Source organism: Bremerella sp. JC817 (genome assembly GCF_040718835.1).
In the GTDB taxonomy this organism is placed as follows: domain Bacteria; phylum Planctomycetota; class Planctomycetia; order Pirellulales; family Pirellulaceae; genus Bremerella.
This window is the reverse complement of record NZ_JBFEFG010000267.1, coordinates 384,271-405,000: the sequence shown is the minus strand read 5'-3', so window position 1 is coordinate 405,000 and position 20,730 is coordinate 384,271. Positions and strand designations below refer to the sequence as shown.

General features: G+C 52.1%; 15 protein-coding genes (1 of these 15 only partly in view). 4 read left to right on the top strand and 11 right to left on the bottom strand.

Annotated features, from left to right (window positions below; genetic code table 11):
* The 4 genes from AB1L30_RS10370 to AB1L30_RS10355 form a co-directional block, all read left to right on the top strand.
* A protein-coding gene (locus tag AB1L30_RS10370) for a helix-turn-helix domain-containing protein (protein WP_367013347.1) crosses the window boundary here: on the top strand, positions 1-440 show its 3' portion. It extends 235 nt beyond the left edge of the window; only the last 440 of its 675 coding nucleotides appear in the window; the start codon falls outside the window, past its left edge; it ends in the stop codon at positions 438-440.
* 276 nt (positions 441-716) lie between these two features.
* Entirely contained in the window at positions 717-1,187 is a 471-nt protein-coding gene (locus AB1L30_RS10365) for a hypothetical protein (protein ID WP_367013346.1), read from the top strand.
* Between the two features lie 43 nt (positions 1,188-1,230).
* Positions 1,231-2,106: a hypothetical protein gene (locus AB1L30_RS10360; RefSeq protein ID WP_367013345.1), complete on the top strand. Its 876-nt coding sequence runs from the start codon at positions 1,231-1,233 to the stop codon at positions 2,104-2,106.
* A 4-nt stretch (positions 2,107-2,110) separates the two neighbouring features.
* Complete coding sequence (locus tag AB1L30_RS10355) at positions 2,111-2,743, top strand: hypothetical protein (protein WP_367013344.1); 633 nt, start codon at positions 2,111-2,113, stop codon at positions 2,741-2,743.
* A 327-nt stretch (positions 2,744-3,070) separates the two neighbouring features.
* Here AB1L30_RS10355 and AB1L30_RS10350 read toward each other — a convergent pair whose 3' ends face one another.
* The 11 genes from AB1L30_RS10350 to AB1L30_RS10300 form a co-directional block, all read right to left on the bottom strand.
* Positions 3,071-4,165: a hypothetical protein gene (locus tag AB1L30_RS10350; protein ID WP_367013343.1), complete on the bottom strand. Its 1,095-nt coding sequence runs from the start codon at positions 4,163-4,165 to the stop codon at positions 3,071-3,073.
* Between the two features lie 146 nt (positions 4,166-4,311).
* Complete coding sequence (locus AB1L30_RS10345) at positions 4,312-5,619, bottom strand: hypothetical protein (protein WP_367013342.1); 1,308 nt, start codon at positions 5,617-5,619, stop codon at positions 4,312-4,314.
* A 201-nt stretch (positions 5,620-5,820) separates the two neighbouring features.
* Positions 5,821-6,801: a hypothetical protein gene (locus tag AB1L30_RS10340; RefSeq protein WP_367013341.1), complete on the bottom strand. Its 981-nt coding sequence runs from the start codon at positions 6,799-6,801 to the stop codon at positions 5,821-5,823.
* 9 nt (positions 6,802-6,810) lie between these two features.
* Entirely contained in the window at positions 6,811-8,451 is a 1,641-nt protein-coding gene (locus AB1L30_RS10335; RefSeq protein WP_367013340.1) for a DUF3696 domain-containing protein, read from the bottom strand.
* Positions 8,451-11,564, bottom strand: coding sequence for a hypothetical protein (locus AB1L30_RS10330; RefSeq protein WP_367013339.1), 3,114 nt, complete (start codon positions 11,562-11,564; stop codon positions 8,451-8,453). The genes AB1L30_RS10335 and AB1L30_RS10330 overlap by 1 nt, the downstream gene beginning before the upstream one ends.
* 4 nt (positions 11,565-11,568) lie before the next feature.
* Complete coding sequence (locus AB1L30_RS10325; protein ID WP_367013338.1) at positions 11,569-14,634, bottom strand: helicase-related protein; 3,066 nt, start codon at positions 14,632-14,634, stop codon at positions 11,569-11,571.
* Entirely contained in the window at positions 14,631-15,605 is a 975-nt protein-coding gene (locus AB1L30_RS10320; RefSeq protein ID WP_367013337.1) for a hypothetical protein, read from the bottom strand. The genes AB1L30_RS10325 and AB1L30_RS10320 overlap by 4 nt, the downstream gene beginning before the upstream one ends.
* Positions 15,595-17,256, bottom strand: a complete 1,662-nt coding sequence (locus tag AB1L30_RS10315) for an AAA family ATPase (RefSeq protein ID WP_367013336.1) — start codon at positions 17,254-17,256, stop codon at positions 15,595-15,597. Before AB1L30_RS10315 ends, AB1L30_RS10320 begins: the two co-directional genes overlap by 11 nt.
* A gap of 12 nt (positions 17,257-17,268) precedes the next feature.
* Positions 17,269-18,744, bottom strand: coding sequence for a nucleotidyltransferase (locus AB1L30_RS10310; RefSeq protein WP_367013335.1), 1,476 nt, complete (start codon positions 18,742-18,744; stop codon positions 17,269-17,271).
* Positions 18,745-18,765: 21 nt separating this feature from the next.
* Positions 18,766-19,716, bottom strand: coding sequence for a CBASS cGAMP-activated phospholipase (locus tag AB1L30_RS10305; protein WP_367013334.1), 951 nt, complete (start codon positions 19,714-19,716; stop codon positions 18,766-18,768).
* The gene (locus tag AB1L30_RS10300; RefSeq protein ID WP_367013333.1) at positions 19,709-20,674 is read right to left on the bottom strand and encodes a hypothetical protein; all 966 of its coding nucleotides are present in this window, start codon (positions 20,672-20,674) and stop codon (positions 19,709-19,711) included. The genes AB1L30_RS10305 and AB1L30_RS10300 overlap by 8 nt, the downstream gene beginning before the upstream one ends.
* Positions 20,675-20,730 lie beyond the last annotated feature (56 nt).

Sequence of the window (20,730 nt, the reverse complement as noted above, 5' to 3'; positions counted from 1 at the left end):
AAGTCGCAGAACTTTTCGGGGCATCTGCCCTAAGCGACCTTGAGCAAGCAGGCATTCGACCGAGCCAGGTTGCCGTGTTCTCCAAATCTCAAATCTCAAACTGGCAGCAGACTCGGTCACGGGTCGCGTCGGCTTGTGAACTCGCAAACCGTCCCGTCTTTGTAGACTTCTCGATGATGACGCTTCGCGTCGCCGAAGGGGAGTTCCCGATCAACGATCAGGTTCGCTATCGACTCTTGGCCTGCCTCGCACGCCGTCCCAACCACTTTTGGACGGTGGACACGCTCAAACGAGAGGTTTGGGATGATGTTCATGGTGAAACAGCAGATGCGACGGTTAGCCGCGAGATGAGGCGGCTCACAAGTTCGCTACGTGAACTTGGAATCACGAGCATCTGGCCAGACTCAAAGCGGCATCGACATGCATTGTTGACGACGTGAGCGAGACACAATGGTTGCTTTGAAGAGCCGGGATTAGTCCCGGCTTTCTTTTTTGGCAGGTGCCGCTATTTGGCTCAGCGTTGCCCGAAATTCTGCCACCGAAATAGCCAAAGTATCCCTCAGAACGAGCGAGCAATAATCTCACAATTCAACGATAGAACCAAGGAGCAAGTGATGAACACAAACCCATTTCCGAACCAGATAGGCCATCAAGAGATGGACTCATGCTGCCATGAATGGGCAGTATTTTCGACCGTACTTCAGCAAAGATGGTTGATGTTGCAATGCACAATATGCGGTCGTCATGGTGCCGTCGAAGATCCTTCCGAATCGGAATGGGCGAAAGCATTCTATGCTCCGACTCAGCCCTATGTCTGGGGGGACGGATCTCGTGTCGTCGTTCGCTCGCACGGTGGATCTTCTTATGTCGCCCGCAGCGAAAGTGGCGACCTCGAACGCGTGCCACGAGAGATCATTCGCCATCTGCCTCAAGTCACACAACAGGAAGCTGACGACTTGCTTGGCGTTGTTCGATTTGTTGAGCAAGAGGAGATGACCAGCGAGTTGTTATGCCTATTTATCCAGTCTGCGAGTGAATGGTCAGGCCAGTCTCCGTCAGCCGGGATTGCCGCCCTCTGCGAGCGTCTACACCACTTCGCTGAGCATGGAACTGTGTTTCCGAAGCAGTGGGTCATCAATGCGATCCGTTGGTACGCCAAAGAGGGAGTTCATGGCAATGTCGCCTGAACCTGCCGTTCACTTTTTTTCGCCTTGTGAAGGAGAATTTGACATGAGCACTATTCCCAATGTCGCCAAATCACTGAAACGCCGTTTATTCGGTCTGTCACCGAAAGATGCACAGCTTGAGCGGCAGGACTTTGTGGACAATGCCATCCACGCATTGCTCGAAGAATTGGCTGACAAGGTGCTCCAATGGGATGTCTCATTGCTTGGAGCCGTCCGAGACATCATCTCCGATGAGTTCGAGTCCCGTGGAATCATGACTGAGGCGGACTTTTACCCGTGCCTGGACGAGCCTGATGAACAGGAGCCATGCATGTGCTCCAATCATGATTCTCTTCGGATCGATCACGCCAGTACGTCCACAATTACCCAGCAGGAACACTCGATCCTTGCACACTATTGGTTAGAACGTTTTGCTGACGACGAAATGAGCTTCTTCTTGTACGGGCAAGGAGAACACGCTGATCTACAATCCGCGATATTGGCCTATGACAGATACATTTTCCACTCATCATTTCTCACCGACGAACAGCAAGGCGAAGTGACGTGGCGTGCAAATTGGGCACTGCGTAACCGGCACGGCGACAGCTATGAGGTCTTCAAGACAATTGGCTTGCCATTTCGAAAACTGCCGATCTGCCAAGCGGCGATCAAGCGATGTTTTTGTTCCCTCGTAGTCTTGCAGATTGGCTCTTCCCCAGAATCCGTCGACTGGAATCTGTGCCTAGTAACTGCCGCCAGGGCATTAGAGTCGTGCGAGGATGAAGTTCCGGCTGTGCTCGTTGATACATTGAGGCTGAGCGACAACAAGACCTTTGGATACGTGGCTCAGTGCGTTGCTGAGTATGTTGCTGAACAATGCCCGGAATGGACTAAAAAGTATGCGGGTGCCGTAACAACCCGATTGGGAGAAAGAGAGTAACACCATGTTCGAAGTAAATTCATTTTATATTCAATGCAACGGAAACCGTGAGGAACTCACGCAAGTCAAGGAGTTCGTTGCGAGCCATGTGCAGAACCCAAGTGGAACAGATGTCTCGTCCGTGAAAGGGCGATGGATCATTTTTTGGGTATTCGATCTGTTCGAGGAAGGAATGCAACTGCGAATTGAAGGAGAGGGGAAGGATCTTGCTGGATTGCACTTAGCACAAGCAATCAGTGTAGAATTTCCCACCCTTGTCGTTCAGGTTGGTGGGTCATATGAGGAAGACCGCTCCGAGCTTTGGGAGGTTCGCAATGGACATGGCACGTTGGTCGAAGAGTCTGACGCAATCATCTTCCGCGAACTCGGATTTGGCGTGGCCTTCTGGGAAGTGCGAGACGGCAAGGAAGTATCACCAGAACAGCGAAAAACATGGATTCTTGAAGACGTTCAACAGGCCGAAGCCTTTGATCGGGAAGAAGATGGCATTGTTTACAGTCCGTCAGAACAAGCTCGACGAATAAAGATCATCGAAGATACCATCGAGGAGTACGAGTTCGATTTGCAACGTCGAAAGGAGACGCATGTTGAGCACAACGACGTGGATGAGACACTCCCACCGTGTCGATTTCGATAGCCGCAAAAAACCGGTCTTCATCCTGGTCTTCTTCTTTGACGAACGGCAGTTCCTCCGGTGCATCTTCCATGATCTGCGGATCGGTGATGACCCTGCCGCGAGCGACCATTCCTCCTTCGCTACCGGCAAGCCATAGAAACACATCGTCACCGGCTCGAATGTCGTTCTTGAATTGCTCGATTCGCCAACGGAAGATGCGAATGTGTTTCAGGGCCTCGGTCAGATCGAAGTATCGTGGAACGGCCTGGAAAATCCAAGAGCGTTTTCCAGGGTGAGGTTCGGCAGTGGTGGTGTTCATGAGGAGTGCGGCTCTGGCGGTCGGTCTCTTCAGACATGATGAGTGCCAAGCGTTGCTACGTGCTGCTGAATTTGGCCCAAGTCCGTCATGGTGTAATGTTGGGCGGCTTCGTGGGGACCATTTCGCTTGATCTCAAAATTTATGTTCGGACAATCGGCAAAATCCATAAGTCCACCATCACCAAACGAACGACAGGCATAAGGTTCGCTCAAGCGGAACTTGGATCGCAGCACGTCGCAGTAGCCAGTTTCTTTTGGCTCCTGGACGGGGAACACGTAGTTCACCTGTCCGACGGGATCTTTCAGAATCTCATCTACGTGCGTAGAGAAATACCTGATGCCATCGAATTCTTCCTGAACGCGGACCCATTGAAGCACAATCTGAGGGACGATGTATTCAGCCTTAAATGCCACGGTTCGGTCAGGCACTTGGATCGAGCAGGCAGCAAGAAGGGGCCATGCAATGGTCTGTGCAACGACGAAAGGTGCCGCCGCATCGTTTCCGGTGCCAAGAATTGTAGCGGCAAGTCCGGCCATGCGTCGAGGATGGTATCCGAAGTTGATAAGTCGAAGTTTGCCAACCGCCTCAAGCCGAGATAGATGGATGTCTTTCAACTCTGGCCGCCCATACTCAGCCCAACATACGAAGAACGAACCGCCAAGATAAAGACTCGGCAAACCGGGAATACTGTACCGCTGTGTCTTGACTTTGTCTCGCATCTGAAATGGGATGTGAAACAACCTACCCCTGTCGAGCGAATCGGCATCCGATTCTTGAATCCGGTAGGCGTATTTCAGATTATTTTGCATGTCGCCGACTGCCCCCAGGGCCGTGAAGTGTGGCCCCAGGAGGCTAATCGCTTCTTCGACCTTCGCGTATGCAAGATGCGGAAATCCCTTTAGGTAGGTGTCAATTGACGCAACCAGTGTTTCGCAAACGGTTGGGCAGAGATCGCGATGATGAATTACCGAATTGGTAATCGCGTCTGCTGTGTCGAGACTCGCCAAAGCGTCAAGAAACGGCTGAAACACGTCGTCACGAAGATACGCGAGGAAATCTTTCGCCGGGTCACGCATCTTAGGCAGTGCGGCCTCGTCGCTATCCAATAGGTCAAGAATATCCATAGTTCGTTCTCGCAGTTCAAAAAGCACACACGGCAAGCCCGTGATATTGCAGCAGTTGGCAATAACGGATCAACCGGCCGGCCAACTACTGCGACTCAATCTTGACGCCGACCTCGATGTTTCTTGTATTCTACAAAACATTGTTGCTAATTGTGCCTCAACGCAGCCAGGACATTTGCGACTCGCCGGTCGAGTTCCTCCTTCAGATCGGTTGCACATTCCTCGATGAGCTTTCCACTCTTCTGAATCGTGCGAGCCTTGACGGACATATCAGCGATTCGCTCGGACCAGGTTCCCAGGGCCTCGATGTTGTCCTCGATTTGCGAAAAGTCGATCTCGCTGGCCGACTCCTTTCGCACAGCAGCTACCGCCATTGCACGGGCGATGCGGTAGGCAGCATCCAAGTAGAGCAACGGCTTCCCGGCACGGAGGTCATCACGATCAACAGTGACGTAGAAATCGTCGCCGATCCTTCGGAAGTCGCCGACTTCCGTTGGTTCCGTTCCACGGCTCCAGACGTAGATTCCCACTGCCGCCTTGCGATTGACTTTTGCTTCCTGAAGTTCCGTGCGTGCGTCCTTCAGTTTGACTTCCCGGTCCTTAACCTCCACGACAATGTTCACGCCTGGTGCCCCGGTCGCTTCGCCCAATGTTGACATCAGATCGCCCGTCTTGCAGCCCTCGATGTTGCCCGGCGTGCGAGCGACGAGGGATGGATCGTCATCACACTGATTGCAGAGCGGCACGAAGAAGTCATCGTATAGCTCCTGCTCAAATCGGATGCCTTTCACATGGCCTTTCTTTGCTTCCTGCTCCTGGCCGTCGTTGTGACCGAGTGCCCGGTTAATCCTTTCGAAAGACTCGGCAAGCATCCCGTGCAATCGAAACATCGCGGACCCGTTCTCGTCGAGCGAAAACTCCTTCAGCACATCATCCAACTTGGCCTCGACCAGTTCCTGGACACGGGCTTCGAGCACCGCGATGACGCCCTGTTTGTTTTGGGGATCAAGTGATTTGCCAAACGTACTTTCCGGGCCAACGTGGCATTGCATCAGGCGGCCCAATCGCCCTTCTTCAGGATCAAAGAACGCCTGGAAGGTGCGTGTCAGTGATCCGCTGTCGCCGAAAATGTCTTCGATGGAGCGAGGGACAACGCCGTCGTCTCCCTCAAAGTATTTTTTGAAGTCATCCTTGATGCTTCGCTGAAACGCATCGACGTACTCCCGCATCGAAGTTTCCATTTCCGCAAACTGTGATTGCACGACCGTCGTGTCGAGAGTGGGGCTGGCAGACTGGATGGCGATCACGCCGACCTTCAGGGCTTCCAACACCTTGTCGATCTGCGTTTCTTCATCCGGGAATTGAGCGAGATACCCCAACACATTTCGGTCGGTGATAACCAGGTTGAGGTCGAGGCTGGAAACGACTTCGTTGGCGACGGCACTGTTGGTCATAGCTTTTTCCTACGCAAAATGAGTTGATCGGTTGTTGCATAGGACTAAAGCAAGGGGTGTGCCAACGTACCAAGAATCATGTGACTTCAACGCAAGGCTTTGCAATATAGCCATTTGCGAATATGGCTTGCATTGAGCGGGCTTCGCTGGCAACAAATTCGTTTGTTGCTCAACATTCGCCGTTGTTGTGGGCAGCAACATTCAAGGCAAGTCCTTGAGCTTGCGACAATCCGCGAAGTGGCTTACAGCCGCCAAATCGGCCTTGAGGAGGCAGCGGCGAATGGCTCCACCAACGCCGACAGCATCGAATCCAGGATCGATGGTGAAGGCTCGTTGTCGAGCTTCGAATCCCCGTGCGTGAAAGATTCCCTCTCGATCATCCTTTACGAACCGAGTCACGGTCGCGGCAATTGCAGAACTCAGCGGTGTTTGGATGTGCGAAGCCAATCGAGAATCCGCTTCAACCCCGTTCAGAAAGCCGCCTTGCGTGGTTGTATTCCCGACTGTGTAAAGCTCAACAACACGGGAACTGGCTTGTCCGACAACGCACCATTTCTCCCAAATTGATACGAAGAACAGGATGCCAGCGACGTACTTCGCCGTTCGCTTTACCGATCCGATCATTCGATAATCGAAGACGCGTATCGTTGAAGTGTATTTCACGGCTCGCCCAACAAACTCTTCGATCTCGGCTTGTCCAAGCTCGTCCAGCGGTTTCTCAAACTGGAGCAGCTTCCGTCGCGTGGCCTCAAATGAACTTTCGCTGGCGTCCTCTATCAGGATGACTTCAACTCCAGTGCCAACCTCTGCCTGAATGGGTGCAAGATGCGTGGATTGAGTGACGACCACGTCTGCTTTGAGAGTTGTAGCCAACACCGAGCATTTTTGCGGTATCGTCGTGGGACCAAGTTGCTGCCATCGTGTGCGGTCGCAACTGACGACGAACTTCTTGTGCTGTTTTTGTATTTCTAGCAGCAACAGCTGGATTCGTTGCCCCATTTTCGTCGTCAATTGCGACACTTCGCGGAGTGCTTCACGCAGCAACTCTCGCGTTGGATCATCAAGCAGAACCCCACTTTCGATAATTCCTTGGAGGAAAGCGATGGTTTCACGTTTCGATAGCTCGTCAGAAATCCCTTGCGGCCCGAAGGCAGACGGATCAGCGACTGCACTGACAATCATTGCCCGCCCTCACGTTAATTCTCGGAGTCGTTCAGGAAAAAAGCCACCGGGCCAATCGTCGATAAAGTCTCCGTCCTCATCCAGTCGCAATCTCTCGACCTGCGAGCCATTCGTACCGCGACGAACGTAGAGAATCGACACGTCGTCGGGTGTCAATTGTCCGCTTCGAATGAGCCGTTGCATCCGAAGCACCAAATGCTCGCTGTGGGTCTCGACAACGAATTGGTGATTACGCGGGTCTTGCACGGTCGCCGCGAGCAAGTCACCAAGGTCCGCCTGCAATCGTGGATGAATATGTACTTCTGGCTGTTCGATAGTGATGATCTGCCGCTCGCCAGCCAGGCTTTGAACAATGAGGGGTAGGATCTGGCTGATCCCGAAACCAACGTCCGTCAGGGCAACGTCAACATCGCCGCCTCTTCTCCGGTCCAGTAGACGCACTTCGAAAAGATCGCGGGATGGATCGCCGACCGACTGGACCTTGATGTGGTATCCGATTTCGAGCTTGTCGAGCCAGTGGTTCGCTTCTTCCACGATCTCAGGGCGTCGAAACAGAAGATCCGGTAGCAGATCGCCACGATATCCAACGTCCTTGGGACTGGTTCCAGTGAAAAGATACCAGCGTTCTGGAGGTTGCCTGAACGGCCCCATCGGATAAATGTTCTCAAGGGCCGTATCCAGCTTTCTTCCGCAATCCACGGCGAACGCCATTAGGTCGAGCGTAAGATCCCGCATCCGAATTCGAGTGGGACCATATCGTCGAAATGTCTCCAATTCAGGTAGACCACCCGACTCTCTTTGCCTGATGGGAAGCGGGACAAACCCGTCCAATGCGATTACAGTCTCAAGTTCGGCACGCTTCATTCGTTCGATAAACGCGTCACTGGTGAAGTCCGAGTTGTAGAAGCTGATCGCCTCATCAATCTGAGCCAACCACTGTTGCTGATCTTCATCGACTTCTTTGAACAGCGTTCCCTGCTGTTCGGATTCCTGACCGTCGTGTTGCAGTTGTCTCAATTCTTCTGCGATCTTGTCGGCTCTTCGTTTTGTCCGTTCAAATATCTCGGACCAAAACGCAGTGTCGCTGGTCAATGAAGAGCATTTGGCCGCACGGACTTCCGAAAGTCGGGGCGTGCGATGTGCTCGAAGAATCGCTTGCGAGTCGCGGGCCATTCTTCGCAACTGATCGGGCGGTAACTCGACCGGCTGAAATTCCGCGACTTTGCCGGAAGCGGCAGACGAGTAGAGCGTAATCGCTTTGAGCTGAACCTCATGGTCTTCGGGACGCCTGTTGAAGCCAACTTCGAACCCAATATATTCCGAGTCGTTTGCTTCCACTGGAACAGAATGACGGCCACGGGCCGACCGATCCTGTGAATAGTCAACACGAATCGAGACATCGCGGCTCAAATCGTGATCAAACACCATTTCCCGAAAACCACCGAGATCAACGATACCTCCGTCAGTGCGGGGAAGGATCAAGGCTCCCTTGTCACGACTCTCTCTCGTTTGTTTGAGGAGATTCAATGCCTGAAGAATTGAACTCTTTCCGGCACTGTTCTCGCCGAAGATTAGCGTGATGGGGGCGAGTTCAATGCGATTTCGTTCTCCGAACGCCTTGAAGTTTTCGAGTTCAATTGCCTTGAGCATTACACTTCCTCCTCTGAGTCAGATGCACCAGACGTGTCGAAGACGCCATCGACCGAACGAATGTCGTCAAGGTGCTTTGGGTGGAAGTGGAGAATTCTGTTTGACTGCTTTCCAGGCAATGAGCAATCGAGGCTAAACGTAGTCTCAAACGCATTGAAACGCACCCATTCAAACAGTCGCAGCTGCTGCTCTGGCTTCACGGCGATGAACTTGGTGTAAATTGCCGCACAATTCGGGCACAAGAACAAATTCAATTCCTTAGATTCGGGTAGAGCGTCTGGAAGCAGTTGAGCCATTTGCCTGTTGAAGAGTTCCTCTTTTCCCGAATACATTTGATCTGCCGAGTTCCAAAAAGGCATTTCATGGAGATCCGAATCGCCTTCGGTCATCATTTGGCATCTAAAACGGTCGTCCCGCGAATAGTAACTCCGCAGATATAGCAGCACTTCCTCTGTGGATATTTGATTGACCCTCTGCATTCGCTGCCGAGACTCAGAACGACGGCGATCAGCGTCGGTCGATGTCTTTAGAATCTTTCGCTTGCGTCGATCAGTTGCTCCAGACTGAGCGGCGAGCCAATCAATGAACCGATCTTCATTATCCGAACTTGGCACGCGAACAGTTGCCAATTCTGCCTTCCATTTGAGATACTCGTCTTTGAACTCATTGATGAACGCCGCATCGGCAAGGCTGATACCTAGAGCCTTGGCAGCTTCGGTCTTCTTCGATGACGCCCCTTCGTCAAGTAGTGCGAGAATGTCTTGGTCTTTTTCGAGTGAATCATGAAGCAAGTCGAGCGTGCCGATCTCTTTGCCAGTCCGAAACTCCCCGGCAGCGTCAGGGACCCAGGCACGTTCGCGAAGAATCACACCGCCCGGAGAAACCTTGTACTGCTCAGTCGTGTAATGAGCAGGAAAATCCTGACGGGTCGATGACTGCACCTTTCCGCAAATTCGGTTCTCGAAACGCGGTAGCAGGTAGTTCCAAATGAACGCGGAAGCATTTAGCGAGGGATTCTCTGTTGCAAAGTCAAGTCCATCGAGATTCCAATGAGGGTGAAATCCGGCTATTCCGCGTTCATGGTGACCATGCCAATGCCTGGAGTAACTGCCAGTTCCACAAAGTTCTCGCGGAACTTCCGACATTACTCCAAGATTCCGAAACAGCTCAAGAACGCTGCCACCATCGGCACCCTTGCCGTACTCGCGAGAAACAAACCAAGCGTCGGGGTTCCCTGAGAAATAGCTCTCCAGTCCTTGGTCCCACACGTACACGTCACTAGCCTGGCAGTATCGCTCTTCCTTTGTATGGGCATTGAAGCAGTACACAATCTTCATTGATCGAAGCTGCTGAAGAAGATGGGCGGCGACTTTTGCATCCTTGGAGACCTTCAGGATTTTTCGCAGGTGCAGCAAGTGCGTTTTGAAAAGCACTCCAGGGTCACCCTTGCGATAACGAGGAAGTACCTTTTCAAACACTTCGGCTGATAGATCGGGTTGGCGATAACCGCTGGAAGTGAAGTAGGCTCTTGCATCCGGCGACTTCAAGACCTTCGGTTCGACAGTCTCGTATTTTGTTGCTGCTTTCGATGGAAGGTACGCAGATGGACGACCGTTCGTAAGCAGTGGTACGTGCTTGCGAGTGCTGAGTCGAACGATTGGCCGAAGAGCAGCTGCGGTCTTGGCATCCGAAGACGCGTGCTTGTGCAAGGCCGCGTAGAGCTTGCACAGCCAACGCGGTGGCTGACTGCCAATAAACTCGGTCGTGATCTTTGCGAACAGGACTTCAGGCCGAATTACTATGCCTTCTACAAGTCCGTCTGTTACACGTTGGTAAATGTTACGCCCACTACCCGCCAGTGCTCGGTACAGACTCGGCGTATTGGTTTCAGTGACGTCTTTTGAAAGCCAGTGAAGAGCCTGCGGTGAGTCATAAAGGGCCGTTAGCTGGTCATCGCTAATGAGGTCTGCAAGATACTGACCGCGAGCAATTCGAGCATGCTCTCCGGCAACATATTTTCCCTTCGCAGTGGGTAGTACAGGTTCCTCGACAAGCAGTTTTCGAATCCTAGTGTGAATCGGGCTGAAAAAGTCGGGGCAATCTGCACGGCTACTGTCGATTGGCAGTATCTCAAGGAACTTTAGTGTTAAACGCTTAGCGTTCCGCTCCTCACGGATCATTTCGGCTAGTAAATCGGCGGATTGTTCGACAAGGAACTCATTGAAGTCGTCGCCTTCGCCAACGGTTTCTCTCGCGGGTGTGGTTCGGTAAGGGCCATTGAGGATGATTCCCATGCCCGTGGAGATAGAAGTTGGAAACGTAACAACAAGGTGCTCTTCGGAAGGGATGGGCGATCCGTTTTCGTCCAAGCGTATCGCGATCTGGACCGGGCGATGCCTCTTACCCTGCCACTCAATGGGCCTTTCTCGAAGACGAAAAGCCGCCGTTGCGTTCGGAGATTTGATTGTAACCGTGCCATCACGATTTGGAGTTCGTTTCCAGCTATACCTTGCGTCCTCAACTGTCACGGAGATCGACGTCAGGTTACGCGTAAACAGCAAGGTGATGTCTTCAAGAGCTTCAAATTTCCCGTGAATGATTTCAATCGCTGTTTCCGGCGACTTCATATGCTCTTCGAAAATGAATTCTGGCTGTACTTCAAGATGATTGAATGGCAACTCGAATCTCGTCAGCGTGATGTCGAGGTCTTCTGGTTTGGCCATACTGCGAAGGCGGTATAGATCGTGGATTTCAAAATTGGCATCACCGCAGAACACACGCGGCGTTGCTGTGAATGCAAATACGCTCTTGAAGCCAAGGCCAAACTTTCCGGTCTTGAGTAGTTCGTCTTCGCTTGTGCTGTCTTCAAAAGAGGAAATTGCGGCGACGTGCTTTTCGGCGAATCGCTCGGTTCCATTGTGCTCGACAACTAGCCGATCAGGTGTCAGGCGAAATGTGATATGTGTGGCACCGTGGTCGTCGGCATTTTGCAACAGCTCGTAAACAAAGTGGGTCGGGTCTGCGTATAGGGAAATCTGTGTGCGACGAGACTTGAGTTTTGTGCCAAGCTCAAGTTCGTTTTTCTTTGAGATTGCTTCGTAGTCAATTCGCATGTATCTACCCCCGAACGATTTCAATGGTTCCAACCATGATTCGTTCCGTAGTGATGTCGGCCTGTTCTGAACTCCTTCGCAGTTCCGCCAATCGTTCGTTGTACTCGCGGACGGCTCGGTCAATCTCAGCCTGCCTCATCCGACGAATCTTTTCCTCTGTCGAAGATGCCAGGCGGTCCTCAAGCATTGCTATCCGTCCCTTGTGACTGGCGTTCAGGCTCTCTTCTTTGAATCTGGCCAGATCCAAGATTCGCTTTCGGTAGCCGCTCAGAGCTTCCTTCCACAACTCATAGTGGCGGGATTCGAGTTCGTCGATGTCTGCCGCCGATACGCTTCGTTCTGCCGCCGCCTGGCAGTCTGCCGCCTTCTGAAGAAGGTCGAGCAGCTTTGCATTTATGGAATCTTCTTTCGCAATCGTTCGGATGTCCAAGTCACGCCGCAGGCCGATCAACTCCCACTGAAACACCGCAAAAGGATGGATGCCTTCCGGGAGTTCGGCATCGGACACGCACAAGTGAACTTCGACGTTGCCGACCGAGTCCAAGGCGTTGGCTGCCTGCCGAATCAATGGATGCACGGGAGTCAGTAGCTGTGCGTTGCGATTGTCGTTGGCACACTGGCCGTCAAATGTGATAGGCAAGTGCGGATCGCTTCCCTTGAGCCAGCGTTCCCATTCCCGCTGGCCGGTGCTGTTCTTACCCGATAGCTCACGCGAATCCCGCAGGAGTTGGCTTCGAATCTCTTGATTGGTGCGAAGTGTCTTCAACGGGCTATCGCCAAGAATGGCAGCCGTTCCGTCCAGTGACTTGAGGTACTTCTCAAGCAGGTTGTTCATCGCATTCGGTTCCAGCCAATAACTGGATGCGTTTTCGACCTCTTCCGCAAAACGCTGTTGCGATGGCAGGTCAATTCCGAACAATTCGGACTGTTGTCTCTCAAACTTCTCGTCTTCTTGGAGTTGGCGGATTTCATTGTCCGCAAGCTGTTGTAGCTGCTCTCTTCGTTCTTCGTCAGATAAGTTTGGATTGATTGCGATCTGCTGGATGTCACGAGTGATGCGTCCTAGAATCTCCTCACTCTCGCCAAGGGCTTCCTCGAACACGCCTATTCGCATTAGACAACGCTCGTAAATATCGGCGTCAACGGTGTCTGGCGTAATCAAGTTGTATATGCTGACGAACTCGCTCTTTTGGCCGTTGCGGTCGATACGACCAATTCGCTGTTCAACTCGCATCGGATTCCAAGGAAGATCGTAGTTGATCATGCAATCACAGAACTGATAGTCGAGTCCTTCGCAACCAACCTCCGAGAAGAGCAAAACATCGAGTGCTTGCGGATCATCTTTTTTTCTCTCGAATCGTTCGCGTAGGACAGTTCGTTCTTCATCGGGAACACCACCATGCACCAATCCCGCCCGAATGCCTGCCTTCAATAGTCCATCATGAACATATCGAAGGGTGTGGCGAAACGAACTGAAAAGCATCACACGATGATTCTCATGCTTCTTTGAGTTCTGCTTCTGCTCAACGAGTGACACGACCGCTTCCAACTTTGGATCGACAGAGTCGAGAGTTTTCGCCATCGCGACGACAGCCTTGACCTTCTCAGCAATCGTCTCCAGTTCATCTGGATCAGTATCCAAGTCATCTAGGTCAACTTCAGATAATTCTTCTTCGCTGACATATCGTGAAAGAATATCTTCGATGAACGGAGCCAAGCCGAAAAGGCAACTAGCAGCCTGCCGCCGAATAGTTGTCATCATAAACTTCACATGCAATGACCCATGTAACTCCATGAAGATGTCTGCCTGTACCTTCAGAAGTGCATCGTGCAACTGCCGTTGTTGCGGTGTGAACTCAATTTCGACTGTTTCCGAACGTCGCACCGTAAACGCACCAATATCACGACGGCGAGTTCGGTTAATGATGCCGGAGAAAGTGTTCAGATTTTCAAGTTGGCTGAGAATCTGGATGCGATCATGGTCAGAAACAGACGAGTCACTCAGCTTGGCTTTAACGGATTCCACATCGGGATTCGACCTCAGCATGTTTTGTCCCCATGCGGTGTCCTGAGCTAGTTCCAATTGAGTTAGAGCCTCCGATTGCCAGTTTTCAGATGCTCGTCGAGCAAGAGTTGCCGCCGCATTGATCATCGGGTTCGGCTCGGACATATGTTGGAAACTGTCACGGTCAATGACTACATCTGGTCGAAGCAGATTGAGCAGGCTGTATAGATCCTTGTTGCCGAGTTGCAGAGGCGTCGCAGTCAGGAACACTACTGCCTCGGCGTTGTCGCAGAAATAACGTACAACACTGTGGGCCTGGTTCTCGTTGGCGACACGGTGTGCTTCATCAACGATCACGAGGTCAAACCGAGGAGCTGGATCGAGATCAATCAAACAAGCTTTACCTGTCTTGCGACCATTTTGCGATCCCGTCAATAATTGTTCATTGAGGATGGAGTAGGGAATGATGCCATAGCGATGGGTTTCAGGCCATTCCCCATCAAGATCGCATTCGGAGATGCAATGACGCAGCTTCGCCCCATCAAAGTGTTCGAACGATTGGTCGAACCGTCTCATTTCATTCTGCCATTTTTTTTCTGTAATCAGTGGTCGCGGGCAAATGATCAGAACTGAGTTGATTTCTTGACGAGCCTGTAGTTCGCGAAGGATTAAACCTGCTTCGATGGTCTTTCCAACACCGACGCCATCCGCGATCAGGAGACGTGGGCGATCTGCTCGAATAAAACGCAACACTGGACGAAATTGGTACGCGACGAAGTTCACGCGAGCCGCATTCAATGAATAGAGGGTCGATGTTCCAGGATGGTTGATATAGCGTGCAGTCAGCAGTGCCCGACACTGATCTGCAGACAGTTTCTCGATCACATCCGCTGGCTGCTCATCCGCAACCAACTGCGAAGCGAAAAATGTACGAGTCTTACCGTCGAGCAGAACCATGTATTGCAGTTCTGGCCCCGATTCATTTGAAGACAGAACTGCTCCACAAGAATCTGGCTGCGACTTCAGTCGGACAAGTTGACCCGGTTGAAAGACGTTATTACTCATCGAAGTACCTCAACACGCAATGGTGTTTCCTTATTCATTTGCTCGTATCTTTCGTGGGCCTTTGTACGCGAGAACAAGCTCCAAGTGTTACCTGCATCTCCAGCGTTGGCCGCCGCTCGGCTTCCGACCGCAACGTGAGTCATCGTGATCAACCAAAGCGGTCTGCGAATAATCGTACCAGGTGATGTTTTCGTGTTGTCACCGCCAAGCAATTCCCGATTCACAAAGTGCCTTTCGGGCCAAATCGACAACTGAATCTTCACACCTTTTCGTACGAGTGATTCGAGTTCACTTGCGATCCCCCGAATTAAGTTCTGTTCCGGGATATTTCGCTGCTTACAAACATGCAGGTCGATAACCGACTTGCGGAATCCCACCGGTAAATCATTTGACATTCGTATGATCTGCTTGACGGTCACGATTTCATCATCGCTACCGCCTCGAATCTGAGGTAACCGCATCAGCAACCAATCCGAGTGCGTACAGATCGCCGTCAGTATCTGCTCCTGCGATAAAACCTCTCTCCCTACCATTCGAGGGTTAGGATGGTCTTCCCAAAACAAATCCGAAACAAAGTCTCTGATCGACGTGCCAACACTTTCTGGTGCCGTCGCTTGATCTGATACAACGATCTTGTTCATCGGAGCCTGACGGTTTGACACTACGCCAGCCGCGATCCAGTCGTTCTCATTCTTGATTCCCGCCGATACCATTGGCCTTGATACGTAAAGATGAGAAGACATAAGTCGTTTGAATAGATCCATCGCAGCCTGACGGTGGTTCACATTGGCGATACGTGCAATCTTCATGCTGGTTGCTTTTTCCCATTCGTCGCCCAACTTGCATACGAGTGCAAGCGGAGTCGCCCTTGATGGAAAGATGCAACCAGTCAATTCGCGGACGGCATCAATTCCATCACCGCCATATGCGTCAGCTATTGCGTCAGGAGTCAGTAAAAACTCAGCGAGCATCGGGGAACCTCTCGAAGAAATCAATCTCGAAGAAGTCGTCCGGCCACGGTTGGATGAACTCACCTTTGACATCGACTTGGATTTCCAGAGCACGCGAAGAGCCGTCTTCCTGTTTCAGGTAGTAGATCGCCAAGTCGTCAGTTCGAAGTGTGCGGTCGGCGGGAGCTTTGTTGACTTCCGTCTCTCGAATTCGACGAAGAAGCCGAAGGATCAGATGCTCGCTGTGCGTTTCGATAATGAAGCGGTGCTTGTTGTTGTGAATCGCTTCGATGAACAAGTCCGCGATCTCAGCTTGAAGTCGAGGATGGATGTGAAGTTCTGGCTGTTCAATCGCGAGCAGCCGCTCGCTACCGTCCAACGCCGTGACAATCACCGGCACGACCTGCGAGATGCCGATGCCGACATCGTGTGGTCGAAGTTCGATGTCTGCTTTGTCTGGAACGATGACCACACGTGATGACGTGGGAGCACTGGCCAATTGCGATCCGACATGCTCGTCGATGTCGTCAAAGGCTCGACGAGCCATCAAAGCTCTCACTATCGGGTCGGCATAGTCGAGTTCAAGGAACGTCCTGCGTTCGATGCGGCACCCGGCATTTAGGTTGTCAGGATCACCAAGCCAGCTTGCAACTGCATCCACGAACTGGTCAGTACCGTTCTGAAGTGCATCCCATGCACCTAATCCAGAAGCCCAGCGGGAGGGGTCGGGGTAGCGAGGCGGGTGATAGTTTCTCGGTGGCGTTTTTCTGAGCGGGCCAAGATAGTGAAATCGGGTGATTGACTCACGTATTTCCTGCAAGGGAAAGAGAAACACTCGACTCAGCCCATCCACCAAGTCCTCCGCCACGCGGCGAGCGAACAGGGCATCCGTAAACAACTCCTCAAGATCCTTCTCGGAAGCATCGCGACGGACAAATGTAAGTGATCTGTCCTGAATCGGTAATGCATCATCAAGATCGGACAAGAAGTAGTTGCCATTCGCGTCGTTCTCGAACAACACGTCCAAAAACTCCACGCATTTGCTCACGCAACTTTGTCCCGCGTCTTCGTGGACTTCCTTCACGTCCTCAAAATCACTGTCGTTACTTGCCCATCCTTCCAACGAACCAAAGCTTGGATGTTCTGAGTTGAACGACAGGGTTACTCGTCGTCCGTCACTATCGGTCTTGATCCTTCCGACTTCTTCACCGTCATTTATAATTGCTACTGACGACACGTAGGCCCCTGATCGAAGTTGGCTCCACGAGATGTCAACCATGACCTCGACAGAATCGAAGTATGCGAAGTTGTCCAGAAAACCATCCGAGAATCGATCAAACTGCAAAGCCTCGCTCACAGCCTGCAAGGGCTCGAACCAAGCGTTGCTGTAGTCGCTCAGTTCTACTTCAAAACCCAAGGTAATAGTGGCACTGTCGTTGTGCCCGTTGACAAAGTTTCGGAACCCACCCAGATCGACGTAGTCGCCACCGGCAATTGTCTGATCTGCGTCGAGGTTGTGCCGCTCGAAGACTTCGCGGGCGTAGTGCAACGCGTGCAGGATCGTGCTCTTACCAGCACTGTTAGCACCGAACAGGAGGGTGATGGGGCGAAAGTCGAGCTTCACGCGGTCGCGAATGCCCTTGAAGTTCTCAATTGTGATGCCGGTAATCATGATTTCGTCCAATCATCCGCGAATTCGGACCTTGAAGGGCTGAGATCGGGCCACGCATACTCCGTGACGAATGATGAATGTTTCGATCCAATGAGTGCCACGGTACTCGGTCCCTTCCCATCGAATGTGTTTGTTCGCTCCATTGCTTTCTTCAAACTCGTCCCCGCGAAGTCCGTTCGCCACAATGGCGTCTTGACCGGTATTTACGACCTGCCAACGCACTTCGTAAGGCTCAGGAACATTCGTCTTTGCCTCGAATCGAAGCCACACATTTCTGGGCACCGGACGCTGAGTCATTGCCCACTTTGCTTTGCTTCGCGGCGAACCTGGATGAACTGTACCCTTTATGTTGACTTGGTACTGAAGACTTATGGGCCAGACGGGAGGAACGCAGTGGGATGAGCTTGCCAGTGCCGGGACTTGCGGCGTCGAAATTGTCGCTGACTTTGTGATCAGTCCGCTTTGCGGAACGCCAAGACTCGCCGCCGCCCGCGAAACGACGTTGCGTCCAAGTGCAGGTGACAATGCCGCTGCGGTTTTGGTCAACGACTCGGTCTGAGATGCACTAACGAAGTCGTCGCGAACCTTTTCCAGCCAGTTGAAAAAAGCCTCGCGGCGTTCCGGGTACTCATTCCACTTATGAGCAAAGTTCTCGCCCTCTTCGACCGGATTCTCCACCCACCATTCGCCATTGTCACGCTTTTCAATGTGCTCGTGCATTCGTGTCGCGACACTCACGAGGGCCTCATACAGATCAGGCTGATTCGCATACGCCTTCGCAGCCAGCGTCGTGATAATGATCGAGATCGGTCGGTTCTGAAGGTCGTCTTTGAAGTAAATGTCCCTGTGTCGCTTCAAAATCTGAACAACTCGTTGAAGTGGAGTTTTGACTTCATACTCTGGAACCTCTTCGATGCTCATCTGATACCGCTTGGCGTAAGCGGCACGTTTCTCCATGAGCACGACCTTCATTTGCTCCTTGAACCATTCGGCGTAGTCAATAGGGTTGCTGAATTGCCAGAGCCGCAACTCGGTGTCCGTCAACAGAATTCCGTTTGGAGGCTGTTCAACATTGGGAATCACCGGCAGCACATCCATGTGGAATGGCTCAGGGTAGTCGAGCACCCAGCATCGCCGTGATTCGATCAGAATCTCCTTGATGTCGTCTCGTGCCTTGAGCCGTTTGCCAACGCGATCCTTCAACTCCTTTTGAGTCGTGTTCTCCTTTCTGATCTTCAAGTGGCACACGAGGTCGATGTCGTACTCTTCGGAATCGTTGATCGGCCTGACCATGGTTCCGAGACGGAACGACCCTTGCGGAAAAATATCGGGGTCGAACTGTGCCAGTTCAGAATCTTCCTGAGCAAGCCACTCTCCGACATCGGTGTACTTGACTACGGCATCTTCATACAGATGCCCAGGAATGTCGAGATCATCGGCGACAGCCCGTAAGAAATCGCTGAGTTCTTCCTTCATTACCATATGCATGTATGCTTCCTTTAACGGTTGCTATGACTTGATGGGTTCGTACTTCGCCGCAATGTGATCGACGAAGATGTCCTTGAACCGAGGAATGTGGATGCGGCTGTAATGGGCGGCTTTTGCGATCAAAGCATCAGCCTTGTGAATTCCATCCAGCGAGAATTCGCTGGCCGCGACTTTTGGGTCCCAGCGAACGACATTGTCTTGCCCCAACAGGAACGTCGTCTGGTTGTTCACGCCGATACTCTGCCCTCGCATGATGATGTCAACGGCATCGTTGCCGGTCACCCAAGGAAGCTTCCCTCCCCAATCCAATCGGGTCTTGCGACTGGCTAAAGCATCCGTTGTGCCAATGCTGAAAACTTTGATCGCATTCATCGGGACGCCGAGCGTTCCGTATGCTTCAACCACGCCTACCATCGATGGATTGTTCGCCCACACACCGCCGTCAATCAGCCGTAAACGGTCAATATGCCTGCAACTTGGGAAGAAAGTCGGAGCTGCACTGGTGGCCAACGCGATCTTCCACAGCGGGACTTTTAGGTCGCGTCGAAGTCGCTCGTGGTGGGGAGTACGGAAGAGATAAACATCATCGTCACCCACATTGTATGACGGAATAACAATCCGCTTTGTGCAGTCACCAAGGAGTTTGTCCTTGAAGCATGACTCTAACGCCTGTTTGAGCGGCGTCTGGGAGAACTTGCGACGAATCCAATGTTGCAACCAGCGGAGGCCCCACATCTTGCTGAAAATCGCCGGTCCCTTCGAAAGGTAGAATTCGACGATTTCACGCGGTCGCATTCCGATACCGAGACCCAAAGCAATAATGCCGCCAGTGGATGTACCGGTGAGCAAGTCAAAATGATCGACGACGTTGATGTTCAAGTCCTCCTCAATGGCCGATAGTACGGCTGCCGAGAAGATGCCTTTGATCCCGCCTCCATCTAGCGAAAGTATCTGAAACCGTGGCTCATCCATCTGCGAGTTGCTCTCCTTTGGCTCGTGCATACGCTTGGCAGCCATCCTTCAACGGGCAATCGGGATGTTCCTCTAGGTCGAACCACTGATACGACTTGCACACGCCGCCGTTTATGTCAATTGCCTCACTCGGACGAACGACTCGCTGGTAACAGCGACCACCAAAAATCCCGCACATCAACTCCACGGGCTTATCGTCCAACATGCGGTTGAGTTCGCGAAATACAAGTCCGAGAAGGTCGTTGATCTTGTCGAAATAGGTCTTCAAAGCAGCGAACACGTCTTCTATAACCAAGCTCTTGCCGGGTGTTCCTAAACCATCGTGCATATACATCACATTTCCGGTCTTGTCGTCACGGTGGCAGGAACCCACGTTCGAGTGCGTTAGTTCATCTCGAAGCCTCAGTAACTCGAAATACCACTCTTTCGTGTTTGCTATAGCATCGCGAATTGCTACTGGCACCCTCTGATCAATTTCACCTTCAAATGCTTTCTGGAACGTCTTCCGTGTTGAATCTTTGATTCCTTTGTGGTCAGGGAAGACCTTAAAGAGGACGAAGCGACAGCAGTCAATCGCCGAGTATTGTTCGCAGAACACCGACTCAATGACCGCCGCTAGTTCCTTCGAATTATGGGCAGGAGAATATCCACTCTCTTCCAGTTGCTTGGCATCGAGATCAAGATTCGGGGCGAGTCGCTTAGCGAGCTGGAAGAGGTAACCCGCTTTACTGAAGTGTCCGGCAATTCCCCGAAGCCGCTTCTGCGTCATTCGGTCGAACGTGTAGGTGGTCGTCCAGAACTGCGTGAATCGCTCGACCTCTCCCCAATGTTGAGGCGAGAAGTGGAGCAGATTTGCGATTGGGCGTTTCTTCTGTTTCTCTTGCTCCGAGCTTTTTGGATTGGACACGGACCCTTCCTCTCGATTTCTCACAAATACGGAACCGAACAACTGCTTCACCGTCTTCCACAGAAGACGGAGGAAACTAGATATAAAGAGGGATAAAGTGGACTTGC